Origin of the sequence: Thermotoga sp. SG1, assembly GCF_002865985.1 — a bacterium.
Taxonomy (GTDB): Bacteria; Thermotogota; Thermotogae; order Thermotogales; family Thermotogaceae; genus Thermotoga.
On sequence record NZ_LNDD01000001.1, the window covers coordinates 241,906 to 256,085 of the forward strand.

Sequence of the window (14,180 nt, forward strand, 5' to 3'; positions counted from 1 at the left end):
CCCTCCCGTATCACTTTATCGCAAGTTTTTTCTTCCTCGACCTGTCTTCATAGTAGGTATGCAAGAGCTCATGCGCTTTGTGACTGAGAGGGTGTTCGAGGTATTCCTCGTAGAGTTTCTTGATGGCCGGATTTTCGTGAGATTTTCTGATGGTCATTCTTTCATCGATGTTGTAGATCGCCTCAGCCCGCTTTTTGAGCACTTCGGGATCTCTGCTGTAGGGTTGACCTCCTCCACCGATACAACCACCGGGACACGCCATGACCTCGACAAAGTGGTACTTCACTTCTCTCCGGAGAATCTTTTCAATGAGGTTCCTCACGTTGGCCGTGCCGTGAACCACGGCTATTCTGATCTTCTGGCCGTCAAGATCGACCTCTGCTTCTTTAACACCCTTCAATCCCCTGACATCTTCGAAAACGATCTTTGGAAGAGTCTTTCCCGTCTTGAGCTCGTACGCTGTTCTCAGGGCAGCCTCCATCACACCACCAGTGACACCGAACAGTACAGCGGCACCTGTCGAGATTCCAAGAGGTGCGTCGTACTCTTCTTCAGGCAAGTTTGCAAACGGTATGTTCTTGATTTTGATCAATTTTCCGAGTTCCCTCGTGGTGAGGACAACATCCACCGCGGGCACACCGTTTATCATGAGTTGCTTCCTCATTGCCTCGTCTTTCTTCGCCGTACAAGGCATGATAGATACGTGGAAAATGTCTTCTGGTTTCACTCCGAGTTTTTCTGCAAAGTACGTTTTCACCATAGCAGAGAGCATTCCCTGCGGAGACTTGGCACTGGAGAGTCTTGTTCTGAGCTCAGGATACACCTTCTCTACAAGGTTCACCCATCCAGGACAACACGAAGTGAACATGGGAAGATCATCGAGGTCTCCCTTCTCTAACCTTTCCAGGAATTCGCTTCCTTCCTCCATTATGGTGAGGTCTGCTCCAAAGTTCGTATCGAAGACGTAATCGAAACCGAGTCGTCTGAGAGCGGCGACAAGTTGACCTGTCGAAATTGTGCCGGGAGCGTAGCCGAATTCCTCACCGATCGCAACCCTCACAGAAGGTGCCGTTTGAACGACCAGGATCTTTTCTTTCTTTTCAAGTTCTTCAAGGACCACCTTCACCGCGGAGTTTTCAACGATGGCACCCGTTGGACAGAACACGGCACACTGTCCACAACCGATACAGTCTGTCTCGTAAACGGGCATGTCGAAGGGCGTTCCGGGGTAGGTCCTGTAACCTCTTTCCACCATAGAGTAGATGTGCATTCCCTGGATCTCAGAACATGCCCTGACACACCTCTGACACTTGATACACTTGGAGATTTCTCTCACGATAGCAGGACTACTTTTGTCGATCAGGCCCTCTTTTGTACCGTAGCCAAAAATAGGTTCCACATCGTACTTGTAGATCAAATCCTGAAACTCACACCTTCCGTTCGCCTCACAGGTCATACAGTCGTTGGGGTGCTCAGAGAGGAGCAAAGCGAGGTTGAACTTTCTTGCGGTCTTCACTCTTTCAGAGGAGGTCTTTATGACCATACCATCTCTCACTTTCGTCACACATGCTGGCTGGAGATTCCTGGCTCCCTCCACCTCAACGATACACACCCTGCAGGCACCGATCGACTCACCAAGTCTTGGATGGTGACACAGCGCAGGGACCTCCACTCCTGCCCTTTCACAAGCTTCCAGAACGGTGAGATTGTCCGGTACACTCAAAGTCCTTCCATTTATGACAACCGCCACCTCAGCCAAAGCAAAGCACCTCCCCATGGAATTGGTTTCACGATTTTGTGATAAAATTCTCAAATTGTTTTTAAAAAAACTACTTCATGAAATATATTACCACAATCATTCGGAAGTTCTTCTGTGTTTTAATGAACTGATACTTTCCGATATGGCTTTTGCTCTTTTTTCACCGATTCCCTCAACTTTTTTGAGATCTTCCACGGAGGCTTTACTGATCTGGTCCAGGGTTTTGAACATCTTGACAACGTTGTAGCCAATACTGATGGGTATTCTTGCTGCGGTCTTGAGCAGTCTGTACCCTCTTGCAGAAACGAGTATATCGTCCAGTTGAGAGGCCTGCTGAACATCGTACCCAAGCACTCTGGATATTGAGACAGGAGAAGGTTCTCTTCTTGTTACAAAATCCTGTAAAATAGCCTGTGCTGTTTCTTCATCCACCTCGTCGGAAGAGTAATCCATTATGAGAAGAACCATCAGGTCATCCACATCCTCTGTCAGTTCTCTGAGTTGCATCCTTGCGAGTCTTCCCTCTTCTCCGAGTTCTACAATGTAAGGACGTGTTTCCTCGGTTATCCTCAAAAGTTCCACACCCTTCATCAGCGTTCTCACCACGTCTGCGAGTGTAACCCTGTTCTCCAGCTCAAGTACTTCAAGATCGGACAGCAACTTGTCGAAGTTGTCCTTGTACTTTTCAAGAGTGCTGATCGCCTGTGTCACCTTCGAGATCAAAAAGTCCACCTGATTCACAACGTACTTGTAATTCTTGTAGTAGAGAGAGATGATGTTCCTCCTTCTGGAGACCGCTATGACAACCTTCCCTGTCTGTTTCGCCAGCCTTTCGGCTGTTCTGTGTCTCGTTCCAGTCTCTCCTGTTGGTATGGTTGGATCGGGGACAAGATGAACGTTTGCATAATATATTCGTGTGAGGTCCTCAGAGAGCACGATGGCGCCATCCATCTTCGAAAGTTCATAAACCTTCTCCGCAGAAAAATCCGTATCCAGCCAGAATCCCCCCTGAATGATATCGTCGTATTTTTTCGGATCATCGACAAGGAAAATGAGGGCCCCGAAATTGGCACTTATGATGTCATCAAGCGCTTTTCTCAACTCTGTTCCGGGTGAGATGAGTTTGATCTTTTCAATCAGTTCCTGTGGGACCAAAAGACTCACCCCCGACCAGAGAAACTGCCTCCTTCAGGTCATGAACGATGAAAACCCCTTCTTTTTCTCCTTCAAAAGGAGGAGCAATGATTTTGCCAAAACCCTTCAACGAGTTCAATCTTCTATTAATATTGTAAACCTTTTTCACCCTTCCGTCCAAACCTATCTCTCCGATGGCCACCGTATCTCGAAGGGACACCTCCAGATACGAAGAGACGATAGCAAGGGCGATGGCAAGATCTGCGGCGGGATCGGTTATCCTGAGCCCTCCTACCACGTTCACATAAACATCGTGCGTCTCCACTGGAAGCTTCAGAAGTTTGCTGAGAACCGCTATCAAAAGCATAACCCTGTTCACGTCCACTCCCTTGCACACCCTCTTCGGTGAAAAGGTTTTGTTCTTGGAAACGAGCGCCTGTATCTGAACGACAAAGGGTTTTGTCCCTTCGAAGACACAGGTGAGAACGTTCCCTGGAAGGTCGGTATCACCCTCTGTGAAAGAGGGATTTTCGACCTGAACGAATCCTTTTTCACCGAGTTCGAAAACGGCAACCTCGTCTGAGGGGCCGAACCTGTTCTTTGTGATCTTCAACAGTCTCAGACCTGTGCGTCTGTCACCCTCGAAGTAGGCGACGGTGTCCACCATATGTTCTACGAGCTTCGGTCCGGCTATTTCCCCTTCCTTCGTCACGTGTCCTATCAGCAGAACAGGCACGTTCTTTTTCTTCGCAAAGTTTATCATCTTCATCGTCACGTTTTTCACCTGAGAGATACTGCCGGGGCTACTTCCCAGTTCCGAAGAGAAAACCGTCTGGAGTGAATCAACGATCACGAATTTGACCTTTTCCCTTTGGAGTACCGGTATCAACTCTTCCAGATCGTTTTCTACCGCAAGCAATATGTTCTTCTTTCCCCTGATGGCCAGTCTGTCTGCCCTCATTTTCAACTGCTGTGGAGATTCTTCACCGGAGATGTAAACAACCAGTCCACTTTGTGCAAACGTTTCTGCAAGTTGAAGGGCAAGGGTGCTTTTTCCTATGCCCGGCTCTCCAGAAAGAAGAATCACCTGCCCTGGTATGAATCCTCCCTTGAACACCCTGTCCATTTCTGAAAACCCAGTGGCAATTCTCTGCAAGGAAACTTCACCAGCTACCTCCAGATTCAAAAACAGGGAGGGTTTCCCCTCCCTGCCTTTTTTTTCCAGAACTTCTTCAGCCGTATCGTATTCACCACATTGGGGACATCTTCCAAACCATTTCGGAGAAACGTAACCACAACTGGAACACACAAACTTCTTCACTGAACCACCTTCTCTTTCTTTTCCTTCTTCTTCGTGAATCTCAAACCGTTCTTGTGAGCCCTGCAGACGATCGTGTCTCCTTCTTCGAACTTGCTCTTCAGTATTTCTTCGGAGAGAGGATCTTCAACGTATCTCTGAATCGCTCTCTTCAAGGGTCTGGCACCGTACACTGGATCGAATCCCTTCTCAACCAGAAATTCTTTTGCACTCTTTGTCAGGACAAGTTTCATGTTCTTCTCCGCCAGTCTCTTTCTGAGATCCCTCAGGAGTATATCGATGATCTGCTCTATGTGTTCCTTCCTGAGTGGATGGAAGATGATGGTCTCATCGATCCTGTTCAGGAACTCCGGTCTGAAAGTCCTCTTCACCTCGTCGAGCACGAGTTCCTTTATCTTATCGAATTCTTTTTCTTCGTCATCGTCGCTGACAAAGCCAAGGGTCCTCTTGGACTTATTGATGTAGGAGCTTCCAATGTTGCTTGTCATGATGATTATGGTGTTTCTGAAATCAACCTCGCGACCCTGGGAGTCGGTGAGCCTTCCATCATCCATGATCTGAAGAAGCAGGTTGAAAACATCTGGATGAGCCTTTTCTATTTCGTCGAACAGAATGACGGAGAACGGCCTTCTTCTCACTTTCTCAGTGAGCGTTCCTCCTTCCTCGTAACCCACGTATCCGGGAGGTGCTCCGATGAGCCTGGAGACAGAGAATCTCTCCATGTACTCGCTCATGTCGAATCTTATGAGCGCTCTTTCGTCACCAAACAGATACTCTGCGAGGGCCTTTGCAAGTTCTGTTTTTCCAACTCCCGTCGGTCCGAGGAAGAGGAAGACACCAATTGGTCTTCTTGGATCTTTCAAACCGCTTCTCGCTCTTCTTATAGCCCTCGCAACAGCCCTTATAGCCTCATCCTGGGCAACGATCCTCTGGTGGAGCGCTTCTTCAAGATTGAGAAGCTTTTCCACTTCTGTCTCCTCGATTTTCTTGAGAGGCACTCCTGTCCAGGAGGACACAACCTCTGCTATATCATCGACATCCACCTTCACAACGGCCGTTTCTGCTTTCCTTCTCCATTCAGTGTATTTCTTTCTGTACTCCGCCTCAAGCTCCATCTCCTTCTCTTTCAACTTTGCTGCCTTTTCGTAATCCTGATTCAAAACGGCAAGTTCTTTGTCGGTTCTTATCTTTTCCAGTTCGTTTTTGATTGATTTCAACTCAGGAGGAATAATGAAGACCTTGAGCCTTGCCCGGGCTCCTGCTTCATCGATCACGTCGATCGCCTTGTCTGGGAGGAAATGATCGGTTATGTACCTTTTGGACAGGTAAACCGCTGCCTCCAGTGCTTTGTCCGTGTATATCACCCTGTGGTGCGATTCGTATTTCTTCTTCAGACCTTTCAAGATTTCGAGTGTTTCCTCCTCGGTTGGTTCTTTCACGTATATCTTCTGGAACCTTCTTTCCAAAGCCGCATCTTTTTCTATGTACTTTCTGTACTCATCCGGCGTGGTTGCACCTATACAGCTTATCTCCCCTCGAGCAAGAGCGGGTTTCAGAATGTTCGCCGCGTCGATGGCACCCTCGGCTGAACCTGCCCCAACGATCGTGTGTATCTCGTCTATGAAGAGTATGATGTTTTTGTCCTTCGTCACTATCTGAAGCAACTTCTTCATTCTCTTTTCAAACTCTCCTCTGTACTTTGTGCCGGCAACCAGAGCGGCGACGTCCAGCGAGAAGATAACCTTGTTTCTCAAAATCTCCGGAACGTCGCCCGCTACTATCCTCTGGGCGAGCCCTTCGACGATAGCGGTCTTACCAACTCCTGGATCTCCTATCAGAACTGGATTGTTCTTCTTCCTTCTCACAAGAACCTGCATGACCCTCTCTATTTCCTCGTCTCTTCCTATAACCGGATCTAGCTCTTTCTTTGCAGCAAGTTCTGTGAGATTGACACCGAATCCCTCGAGTTGTTTCACAGACCTGTAGGTGAAGTCCTCTTCTTCTTCGTATTCCAGGCTCCTGTTCGAAGAATAAGAGTACAGGTCTATGATCTCCCTTCTCAAAGCGTTGAGATCCACTCCCAGTTTTCTCAGTATGTGGATCGCTATCCCTTCACCCTCTCTGAGGATGCCAAGGAGAATGTGCTCGGGATTTATCTTGTCGCTTCCAAGGATCTTTGCCTCTTCATAGGCAAGCTCAGTCACCCTCTTGGCTCTGGGGGTCATCTGAGGTGAGGGAACAAAACCTCTCATTCCCATGCCAACCATGGAGATGATCTCCGATCTTACCTTCGAGTAAGATGCGCCCATCTCTTCAAGAACTTCCACAGCGGGGCCTTTATCTACCTTCAGGATTGCGAGCAGAAGGTGTTCTGTTCCCACGTAAGAATGCCCGAGTTCTTTTGCCTCTTCCTGGGCGGTCACAAAGATCTGAGCCGTTTTTTCTGAGAACTTATCAAACATAGTCTCACCTCCGGGTCTTTCAATTTCATTATATCACCCTTATGGACATGGTACCTTTCAAAAATGTTCAAAATGTGTTTGAAAAGAAAGGAGAAAGTAAAAATTATCCTCACCAAATTCACACTCGATCTTCTCTGAAAAAACAGAGATTTGTGGCCAGTATGGTACAATTTAATCGAACCGAATTCAAACTCCTGTTTCTCAGAAAGGAGGGAAAGAATGAAGTGTACGAAGTGTAAAAGAGCCGCCTCGGTGAAACTGAGACACTACAACATCAAGCTCTGCAAAGAACACTTCAACGAGTTCATAGAAGGAAGAGTAGAAAAGGCAATAAAAAAGTTTAAAATGTTCAGAAGAGACTCGAAGATACTGATAGCCGTCTCCGGCGGAAAAGACAGCGTTTCATTGTGGCACATGTTGAAAAAACTAGGATACGAAGTGGACGCCCTGTTCATACGAGCAGGACGAAGCGGAATGGTTCAGAAAGCCCAGGAGATCGTTGAAAAAAACGCAGAGCTTCTTGGAACAAAGCTTCACATCGTTGATGCAACAGAGTACTTCGAGGGACTTTCTACTCAGGAAATTTCCATCATGTTGAGAAGACCTGTGTGCTCGATCTGTGGTGTCGTGAGAAGATACCTTATGAACAAATTCGCTTACGAAAACGGATACGACGTGGTGGTAACAGGTCACAATCTGAACGATGAAGCATCCGTTCTTCTGGGGAACATCCTGCACTGGCAGGAAGGATACCTTGAAAGGCAGTGGCCTCTTCTTCCAAAGACACACGAAAAACTCGTTCCAAAAGCCAAACCCCTCGTGCTCAATTATGAAGAGGACATAAAACTGTACGCAACGCTCAATGAGATACCCCACCTCGAAATGGCCTGTCCGTTCTCGGTGGGAGCAACGTCTCTTGTGTACAAAAAAGTTTTAAGAGAACTCGAAGAAGATCAGCCTGGTATCACATTGAACTTCTACCTCGGTTTCCTGAAAAGAAAGAAAGAACCCAAATACGAAGTGGAAAACCTGAGAGAATGTGAAGAGTGCGGGTATCCAACGACAGCTCAGGTATGTTCTTTCTGCCGTTTGAGAAAACAGGTAGAAAAGAGAAAAAACAAAGCCCCCGCATGAGCGGGGGATCATTTTTTGTACTTCGTTACCTCCCTGAGGAACGTGTGGCGTTTCTTTTTGTCTTCCTCTCCTTCCACACCCTTCGGTGAGTAACCGTCGACGACTCCCAGAACCGCCCTTCCCTGAGGGGTTATGCCAACGATCACCTGAAGAGGATTGGCGGTTGCAGTGTAGATTCTACATACTTCCTGAACGTTCTTGATCTGGTTCAGTATGTTGATGGGGTATCCTCCCTTTATGTAGATCACGAAGGTGTGGCCGGCCCCTATCTTCTTTGCTGTTTCGATCGCCTGCTTCACCAGTTCTTCGTCGTTTCCCTCGTATCTGACCAGACAGGGTCCACTCGCTTCGTTGAAGGCTATACCGAACTTCAGATTGGGATTGGTCGTCACCATCACCTCGTAAAGATCCTCAACGGTCTTGATAAAATGAGAATGTCCCAGAATGATGTTCGCACCTTCGGGAATGGTGACATCCACAACTTCGATCTGTACACTCATGTTTTCACCTCCCAGAAATATTCTAACATCAGGGGGGAATGGCATGATAACATTGCTTGACATGGGAAGTAACTCCTTCATTCTCCTCATCGTCTCCGAAGAGGGAGAGGTGATTCTCGAAGAGATACACGAGGTGGGGATCGCATCCGGAAATCTTCAGAAGGCAAAAGAGGTGTTCAAAGAATGCGTGAGAAAGTCGGAAGAGTTGGGAGCAGATCTTCACATATTCGGTACAGCGTTCTTCAGAAAGAACCCCGATGTTTTTTATGAAATAACAGGTGGCAGAGGGAAGATACTGCCAGAGGAAGAGGAAGCACGTTATTCTTATATCTCTGTGGCGAAAGATTTTGGAAAAGAAGACATTCTGGTAGCAGACCTTGGAGGCGGAAGTCTTGAACTTGCATGGAAAAATGGATACACGAGTCTTGAACTTGGAACCCACGTTTTGAATCGTATCTTTTCCTTAACACTTCCATTCAGAAAATCTGTGGACGATATGGTTGAATACGTAATGGATAAATTACCGGATCTGGACAAAAGCGAGCTGTTCGGGGTGGGAGGAAGTTTCGTAGCGCTGGCTGCTCTGATGAAGGGTAAATGGGATCTGAAGTCCATACACGGAAGCACTCTGGAGATAGAAAGGGTACAGAAGATCGTCGATCAGATCAGAAAAATGAACTTCGAAGATATCAGGAAGCTGAAGATACTGCCGGAAGGAAGGGAAAAAACGATACTTGCAGGTGGAATCGTGACGATCGCTCTTTTGAAGAAATACTCACCGAAGATGACGGTGAGCACGAAGGGATACAGGTATGGCATCGTCTGGGAGATCATTGAAAAGAGATGGCGTGCCCGGGGGGATTCGAACCCCCAACCTCCAGATCCGCAGTCTGGCGCTCTATCCAACTGAGCTACGGGCACATATAAAAAACTGGCGGAGAGGGTGGGATTCGAACCCACGGTGGGGAAACCCCCACACTTGCTTAGCAGGCAAGCGCCTTAGGCCGCTCGGCCACCTCTCCACCTGTTTTCTATTATAACAGCACCCTCGAATATATTCAAGGGGAGAAAGAGTATGTTCCTTCTCAAAAACGTGAAGCACAAAAACATTCTTGAAATCGAAGAACTGTACATCCCTGAAAAGATGATCACCGTCATCACGGGTGAAAGTGGTTCCGGAAAAACGACCCTTCTGAAGATACTGAACAAGATGATCACCCCGGACAGAGGAGAAATCTTCTTCAAAGGAGAGTCTCTTGAAAAGATAGACTCTGTTGACCTCAGAAGAAAGGTGGTCATGTTACCGCAGTTTCCCGTGGTTTTTCCGGGTGATGTGAGGGAAAATCTCATAGCGGGTTTGAGGTTTTCAGAAAAGAAAAGACCTTCCGACGAGAGGCTCAGAGAAATTCTGGAGTTTGTGATGCTGAAAAAATCGCTAAACGACGACCCGGAGAAATTCTCGGGGGGAGAGAAACAGCGCCTGGCACTTGCGAGGGTTTTGCTGATGGACCCGGACGTGTTTCTTCTGGACGAGCCCACTTCTTCTCTGGACAAGGAAACTGGTATTGAGATCATAAAAAGGGTGGTTGACTTTGTACGAAAGAGGAATAAAACGCTCATCATGGTCACACACGACCCAGAACTAAGAAAGTTCGCAGACCGGTTGATAGAAATGAAGGATGGGAGGGTACTGAATGGGACCAGTGGACATTAGCTTTGTACAACTTCTGAGTGCCTACGTTTTTGTGGTGATTTTGATGTTGATCCTGAGGGCCCGGAAGATCCCCAGAGAAAAGGATGTTCTGATGGCGTCTCTTCGCATGACGATCCAGCTGGTACTGGCCGGTTTCATCCTGAGTTACATCCTGGAAACCCCCACACCGTTTTACACGATCCTGGCCGTGATCGTTATGGAGGCGTTTGCGATCTACAACGTGTACAGAAGAGCAAGACTCTCACTCCCAAAGAACGTGAAGATGCGTCTTGAATTTTTCATAGCCATCTCCGTGAGTTCGGGCACTCTCCTGAGCCTTTTTTACTTTCTCTACGTGGTGGTGAGGATCAGTCCATGGTTCGATCCAAGATACGTCGTACCACTTGCTGGGATGATCATTGGAAACTCCATGACGGGAGTTTCTCTTGGTGTAAAAAGCCTTTCTGAATCGATTCTTTCTCAAAAACCTCTCGTTGAGGCAGCCCTGATGCTAGGAGCAAGACCAAAAGATGCAACAAAATACTTCAGCGATAAGGCTTTCGATTCTGCCATTCTTCCGACGATAAACTCCATGATCGGAATGGGAATTGTCTTTCTTCCCGGTATGATGACAGGACAAATTCTTTCTGGAACTTCTCCCATAACCGCTATAAAATACCAGATTGCCATAATGCTCGGAATCCTCGGAGGAGTAACGATCAGTGTCAGTGTGTTTTTGATGTTGGGGTATCGGGCCTTCTTCAACAAGGAGGATCAGTTGATCATATGAAAGAACACCACCTCTCTTGACGATCCCGTACGAATATGATAATATTTTTAGTGCCTGGAGGGTCTTTGATGGGCGGGTGTAGCTCAACTGGTAGAGCATCGGCCTTCCAAGCCGAGGGTTGCGGGTTCGAGTCCCGTCGCCCGCTCCAAGATGGTGGTGCGCCCGTAGCTCAACAGGATAGAGCATCGGATTTCTAATCCGAGGGTTGCAGGTTCGAGTCCTGCCGGGCGCGCCATTTTTTTCGTGGTGACCATAGCTCAGTTGGTAGAGCGCCTGACTGTGGATCAGGTGGTCGCGGGTTCGAGTCCCGCTGGTCACCCCAGTTGCGCGCCCGTAGCTCAACTGGATAGAGCGTCGGACTTCGGATCCGATGGTTGCGGGTTCGAGTCCTGCCGGGCGCGCCAGTCGAAGCCAATAAACCAGCGTTCGAGGAAAACAAGAAAAAACACTCACCGTAGAGGAGGGAGAAACCCATGGAAGTACTCAAGGTTGCTTCCAATTCCAACCCCAACAAAGTAGCAGGAGCACTCGCAGGTGTTATCAGAGAGAAAGGAAAAGCGGAACTTCAGGCTATCGGAGCCGGTGCAGTGAACCAGGCCGTGAAGGCCATCGCCATTGCAAGGGGATATCTTGCTCCGAGTGGAATCAACCTCGTGTGTGTGCCTGCTTTCACAGAGGTGCAGATCAACGGCGAGACAAGAACGGCCATCAAGTTTATCGTTTTCCCGAAAGACTGAATTCCAATAGACACATAAAAAAAATCCCCCGCGAACGCGGGGGTTTTTCTTTGGTGGAGCCGATGGGACTTGAACCCACGACCTCTACCGTGCGAAGGTAGCGCTCTCCCAGCTGAGCTACGGCCCCACATCCGTGATCTATTATACTGAATCTTTCCTTCCTGTTCAAGACCTGCTTCTTTTCAAAACAAAAACGGGGAAACCAGAAACATTCTCGACAGAGCCGTCCACGTGATAAACCACACCGAACGTTTCCGGTTTCAGCGTTTCTTTTCCACCATTCTTCACGATCTTTCCATTTTTCATGAAAATGAACCTTGTAGCGAATCTGAGTGCCAGGTTTATATCATGAACCACCATGATGGCCGTTTTTCCCATTCTCACGAAGTCCTCTACGATTTGCATAACCTCCAGTTGGTTTTTCGGATCGAGGTTGCTGGTTGGTTCATCGAGAAGGAGTATTTCAGGATTCTGAGCGAGAGCCCTGGCGATGTTCACCCTTTGAAGTTCGCCGCCACTCAAATTACTATCATTTTCCAGAGCCAGATGAGATAATCCTAGCCTTTCAAGCAAGGATTCAACCACTTCTATATCTTCTCTCGAAGGTCCAAGTTTCATATAAGGTCGCCTTCCAAGAAGGACCACATCGAAAACTCCCATCATACCCGGATAAAACTTCTGCGGAACGTATCCAATGACTCTTGCTAACTCTTCTCTGGTGTAAGCACTGATGGGTTTTCCTAAAATCTCCACACCTTCACATTTCAGAATACCTGCTATGCACTTCAGAAGTGTACTTTTTCCAGCACCGTTTGGCCCCAGAATAGCAACCAATTCCTTCCTCTTCACTTCGAACGAAATTTCCCTCAGAACCTCTTTTCGTCTGTAACCGAAAGAAAGGTTCCTCACCCTCAGAACACTCATCTCATGCGATCACTTCGAACCAGAAGATATATGAAAAGAGGTGCCCCAAGAAAGGAAGTCACCACTCCCACGGGGAGAACCATCGGTGAAAACAGAAGACAAGCAAAGGTATCAGCCAGAAGAAGAATCAACCCTCCCAGCAGAGCGGAGAAGGGAACGAGAAATCTGTAATCTTCTCCGATGAAAATCCTAATCATATGCGGAGAGACCAAGCCCACAAACCCTATCACGCCAACAAGCGCCACCCCGACGGCGGTCATCAACGATGAAAGAAGAACCATCACCAGTCTGACCCTCTCTACTCTCACCCCGGAAGATTTCGCAACCTCGTCCCCGGCGACCATGGCGTTGATGTCCCAAGCTTTCAGAAAGAAATAAGTGGAGATCGCAATCGAAACTGCAAGGAGAAGAACATTTCCTTCCCAGGTTGCCCTTCCAAGATCTCCAAAGCTCCAGTAAACCATGGTCGCGAGTTGAAGTTCGTCTGCAAAGTACTGAACCAGCGTTGTAGCAGCGGTGAAAAGCGAACTCATGGCGATTCCCATCAGGATGACCGTCTCCGGTACTGCCTTCTTCATCTTTCCCAGGATGAAAATAACAACCGATGGTATCATCGCACCTGCGAAAGCAAAAAGAACAATAACGTAAGGGTTGCTCAGAACGATTCTTCCCGTGCTCTCCGAATAACCCGCACCTAGAATTATCGCAAGGGAAGCTCCGAACATCGATCCATGCGACACTCCCATCGTGAAAGGACTGGCAAGGGGATTTCTCAAAACCCCCTGAACAACCGCACCTGAAACGGCCAGAGAGGCACCGGTGAAAATACCGGCCAGCACTCTGGGAAGTCTTATGTTCCAGATGAGAACATGGATCTTTCTGCCGCTTTTTCCAAACAGAGCGTTCAAGACCTCACCAAAGGAAAGATCATATCCTCCATGGGAGAGTGCGTACACCATCGTGATGAAAAGAAGAACTAACAAAACCACACCGATCAAGATGTTTCTTGAGACGTACCTTCTGTAGTTCATCACTCACCCCGAAGGATTTTTCCCGAGGAAAGATCTATTCTTCCAAATCCTCCGAACTGTTTTGCCATCTCCTCATATACCGCCTTCCCAAGGAGAAATTCGTATATTTCGTTTGCTTTTTTTCTGGATCGATGTCTTCGAAACGTTTCGGATAGAGAATCTTCCCGATGAAATACGCGTCAGCAAGGGCCGTTCCAATGTTTGTAGTGTGGTAGTTGTACGGCAAAATACCAAAAACCTTCTTTTCTTTCACGGCATCTAGCAGTTCATAGAATTCTCTGCGCTTTCTGTAATCCTCAAGAACCATACTCAAAGCATTTTCATCGACGAAGATGTACTCAGGGTTCCACTCCAGTAACTTTTCAAGATCGATGAACCTGTGCCCCTCTCCCAGTTCATCGGCCACGTTTCTGGCATGAAGAGCAACAAAAGGAGGATAATGTGCCATCGTGCTTTCGATCCCATGAACTCCCTTGTAACCGATACCACCAACGTAGACGGTGGGACTTTCAATGTTTTCTGTTCTTCTCGAAAGATCCTCCTGGATCTGCTTTATGAACTCGATCACTTCACGCGCCCTTTCTTCTTTTCCAAGGATCTTACCTAAAAGTTCAATCGAATCAAAAAGCTCTTCATCGTCGAACGTTCCCAGATCTCCATAACTGAGTACAATCACAGGTATTCCAGTCTTTTTCTGA

The 14,180-nt window shown here is 47.7% G+C and carries 12 protein-coding genes, 7 tRNA genes and 1 pseudogene; 9 read left to right on the forward strand and 11 right to left on the reverse strand.

Features of this window, described 5'->3' with window-relative positions; all coding sequences use genetic code 11:
* Window positions 1-10: 10 nt before the first annotated feature.
* From AS006_RS01185 to AS006_RS01200, 4 genes are all read right to left on the reverse strand, one after another.
* Window positions 11-1,759, reverse strand: coding sequence for an NADH-dependent [FeFe] hydrogenase, group A6 (locus tag AS006_RS01185; RefSeq protein ID WP_199167255.1), 1,749 nt, complete (start codon window positions 1,757-1,759; stop codon window positions 11-13).
* Window positions 1,760-1,855: 96 nt separating this feature from the next.
* Window positions 1,856-2,914 carry a DNA integrity scanning diadenylate cyclase DisA gene (gene disA / locus AS006_RS01190; protein WP_101512558.1) on the reverse strand — a complete coding sequence of 353 codons (1,059 nt, stop codon included), beginning with the start codon at window positions 2,912-2,914 and terminating at the stop codon, window positions 1,856-1,858.
* A complete protein-coding gene (radA, locus tag AS006_RS01195; protein WP_101512559.1) occupies window positions 2,892-4,214 on the reverse strand; it encodes a DNA repair protein RadA in 1,323 nt (440 codons plus the stop codon). The genes disA and radA overlap by 23 nt, the downstream gene beginning before the upstream one ends.
* Complete coding sequence (locus AS006_RS01200; RefSeq protein ID WP_101512560.1) at window positions 4,211-6,673, reverse strand: ATP-dependent Clp protease ATP-binding subunit; 2,463 nt, start codon at window positions 6,671-6,673, stop codon at window positions 4,211-4,213. Before AS006_RS01200 ends, radA begins: the two co-directional genes overlap by 4 nt.
* A gap of 219 nt (window positions 6,674-6,892) precedes the next feature.
* Between AS006_RS01200 and ttuA the strand changes: the two genes are divergently transcribed.
* Window positions 6,893-7,807 (forward strand): tRNA-5-methyluridine(54) 2-sulfurtransferase, encoded by a 915-nt coding sequence (gene ttuA, locus AS006_RS01210; RefSeq protein WP_101512562.1) that lies wholly within the window; start codon window positions 6,893-6,895, stop codon window positions 7,805-7,807.
* An 8-nt stretch (window positions 7,808-7,815) separates the two neighbouring features.
* On the opposite strand, the gene AS006_RS01215 is transcribed toward ttuA, so the two are convergent.
* Window positions 7,816-8,307: an adenosine-specific kinase gene (locus AS006_RS01215; protein ID WP_199167257.1), complete on the reverse strand. Its 492-nt coding sequence runs from the start codon at window positions 8,305-8,307 to the stop codon at window positions 7,816-7,818.
* A 61-nt stretch (window positions 8,308-8,368) separates the two neighbouring features.
* Here AS006_RS01215 and AS006_RS09705 point away from each other — a divergent pair.
* Window positions 8,369-9,085, forward strand: a pseudogene (locus AS006_RS09705) (guanosine polyphosphate pyrophosphohydrolase); the annotation flags it as partial.
* A gap of 66 nt (window positions 9,086-9,151) precedes the next feature.
* On the opposite strand, the gene AS006_RS01225 reads toward AS006_RS09705, so the two are convergent.
* Both AS006_RS01225 and AS006_RS01230 read right to left on the reverse strand, forming a co-directional pair.
* Window positions 9,152-9,228 (reverse strand) — tRNA-Arg (locus AS006_RS01225).
* A gap of 11 nt (window positions 9,229-9,239) precedes the next feature.
* Window positions 9,240-9,329 (reverse strand) — tRNA-Ser (locus tag AS006_RS01230).
* 53 nt (window positions 9,330-9,382) lie between these two features.
* Here AS006_RS01230 and AS006_RS01235 point away from each other — a divergent pair.
* From AS006_RS01235 to AS006_RS01265, 7 genes are all read left to right on the forward strand, one after another.
* Complete coding sequence (locus AS006_RS01235; RefSeq protein ID WP_101512563.1) at window positions 9,383-10,021, forward strand: ATP-binding cassette domain-containing protein; 639 nt, start codon at window positions 9,383-9,385, stop codon at window positions 10,019-10,021.
* Complete coding sequence (fetB, locus tag AS006_RS01240) at window positions 10,002-10,790, forward strand: iron export ABC transporter permease subunit FetB (protein WP_101512564.1); 789 nt, start codon at window positions 10,002-10,004, stop codon at window positions 10,788-10,790. The genes AS006_RS01235 and fetB overlap by 20 nt, the downstream gene beginning before the upstream one ends.
* Window positions 10,791-10,862: 72 nt before the next feature.
* Window positions 10,863-10,938: transfer RNA gene (locus AS006_RS01245), tRNA-Gly, on the forward strand.
* A 10-nt stretch (window positions 10,939-10,948) separates the two neighbouring features.
* Window positions 10,949-11,025, forward strand: a tRNA-Arg gene (locus tag AS006_RS01250).
* Window positions 11,026-11,036: 11 nt separating this feature from the next.
* Window positions 11,037-11,112, forward strand: a tRNA-His gene (locus AS006_RS01255).
* Between the two features lie 5 nt (window positions 11,113-11,117).
* Window positions 11,118-11,194 (forward strand) — tRNA-Arg (locus AS006_RS01260).
* 69 nt (window positions 11,195-11,263) lie between these two features.
* Entirely contained in the window at window positions 11,264-11,527 is a 264-nt protein-coding gene (locus AS006_RS01265) for a stage V sporulation protein S (protein ID WP_015918989.1), read from the forward strand.
* 51 nt (window positions 11,528-11,578) lie between these two features.
* On the opposite strand, the gene AS006_RS01270 is transcribed toward AS006_RS01265, so the two are convergent.
* From AS006_RS01270 to AS006_RS09545, 4 genes are all read right to left on the reverse strand, one after another.
* A tRNA-Ala gene (locus tag AS006_RS01270) sits at window positions 11,579-11,654 on the reverse strand.
* A gap of 38 nt (window positions 11,655-11,692) precedes the next feature.
* Window positions 11,693-12,451, reverse strand: a complete 759-nt coding sequence (locus AS006_RS01275; RefSeq protein ID WP_101512565.1) for an ABC transporter ATP-binding protein — start codon at window positions 12,449-12,451, stop codon at window positions 11,693-11,695.
* Complete coding sequence (locus AS006_RS01280) at window positions 12,448-13,482, reverse strand: iron ABC transporter permease (protein WP_233185580.1); 1,035 nt, start codon at window positions 13,480-13,482, stop codon at window positions 12,448-12,450. Before AS006_RS01280 ends, AS006_RS01275 begins: the two co-directional genes overlap by 4 nt.
* Before the next feature lie 34 nt (window positions 13,483-13,516).
* Window positions 13,517-14,158 carry an ABC transporter substrate-binding protein gene (locus AS006_RS09545; protein ID WP_233185581.1) on the reverse strand — a complete coding sequence of 214 codons (642 nt, stop codon included), beginning with the start codon at window positions 14,156-14,158 and terminating at the stop codon, window positions 13,517-13,519.
* Window positions 14,159-14,180 lie beyond the last annotated feature (22 nt).

What these genes read in the sequence shown, in the direction of transcription:
- AS006_RS01200 (WP_101512560.1), bottom strand. Translation starts at nt 6,673, where the DNA reads ATGTTTGATAAGTTCTCAGAAAAAACGGCTCAGATCTTTGTGACCGCC.
- ttuA (WP_101512562.1), top strand. Translation starts at nt 6,893, where the DNA reads ATGAAGTGTACGAAGTGTAAAAGAGCCGCCTCGGTGAAACTGAGACAC.
- AS006_RS01215 (WP_199167257.1), bottom strand. Translation starts at nt 8,307, where the DNA reads ATGAGTGTACAGATCGAAGTTGTGGATGTCACCATTCCCGAAGGTGCG.
- AS006_RS01235 (WP_101512563.1), top strand. Translation starts at nt 9,383, where the DNA reads ATGTTCCTTCTCAAAAACGTGAAGCACAAAAACATTCTTGAAATCGAA.
- fetB (WP_101512564.1), top strand. Translation starts at nt 10,002, where the DNA reads ATGGGACCAGTGGACATTAGCTTTGTACAACTTCTGAGTGCCTACGTT.
- AS006_RS01265 (WP_015918989.1), top strand. Translation starts at nt 11,264, where the DNA reads ATGGAAGTACTCAAGGTTGCTTCCAATTCCAACCCCAACAAAGTAGCA.
- AS006_RS01275 (WP_101512565.1), bottom strand. Translation starts at nt 12,451, where the DNA reads ATGAGTGTTCTGAGGGTGAGGAACCTTTCTTTCGGTTACAGACGAAAA.
- AS006_RS01280 (WP_233185580.1), bottom strand. Translation starts at nt 13,482, where the DNA reads ATGAACTACAGAAGGTACGTCTCAAGAAACATCTTGATCGGTGTGGTT.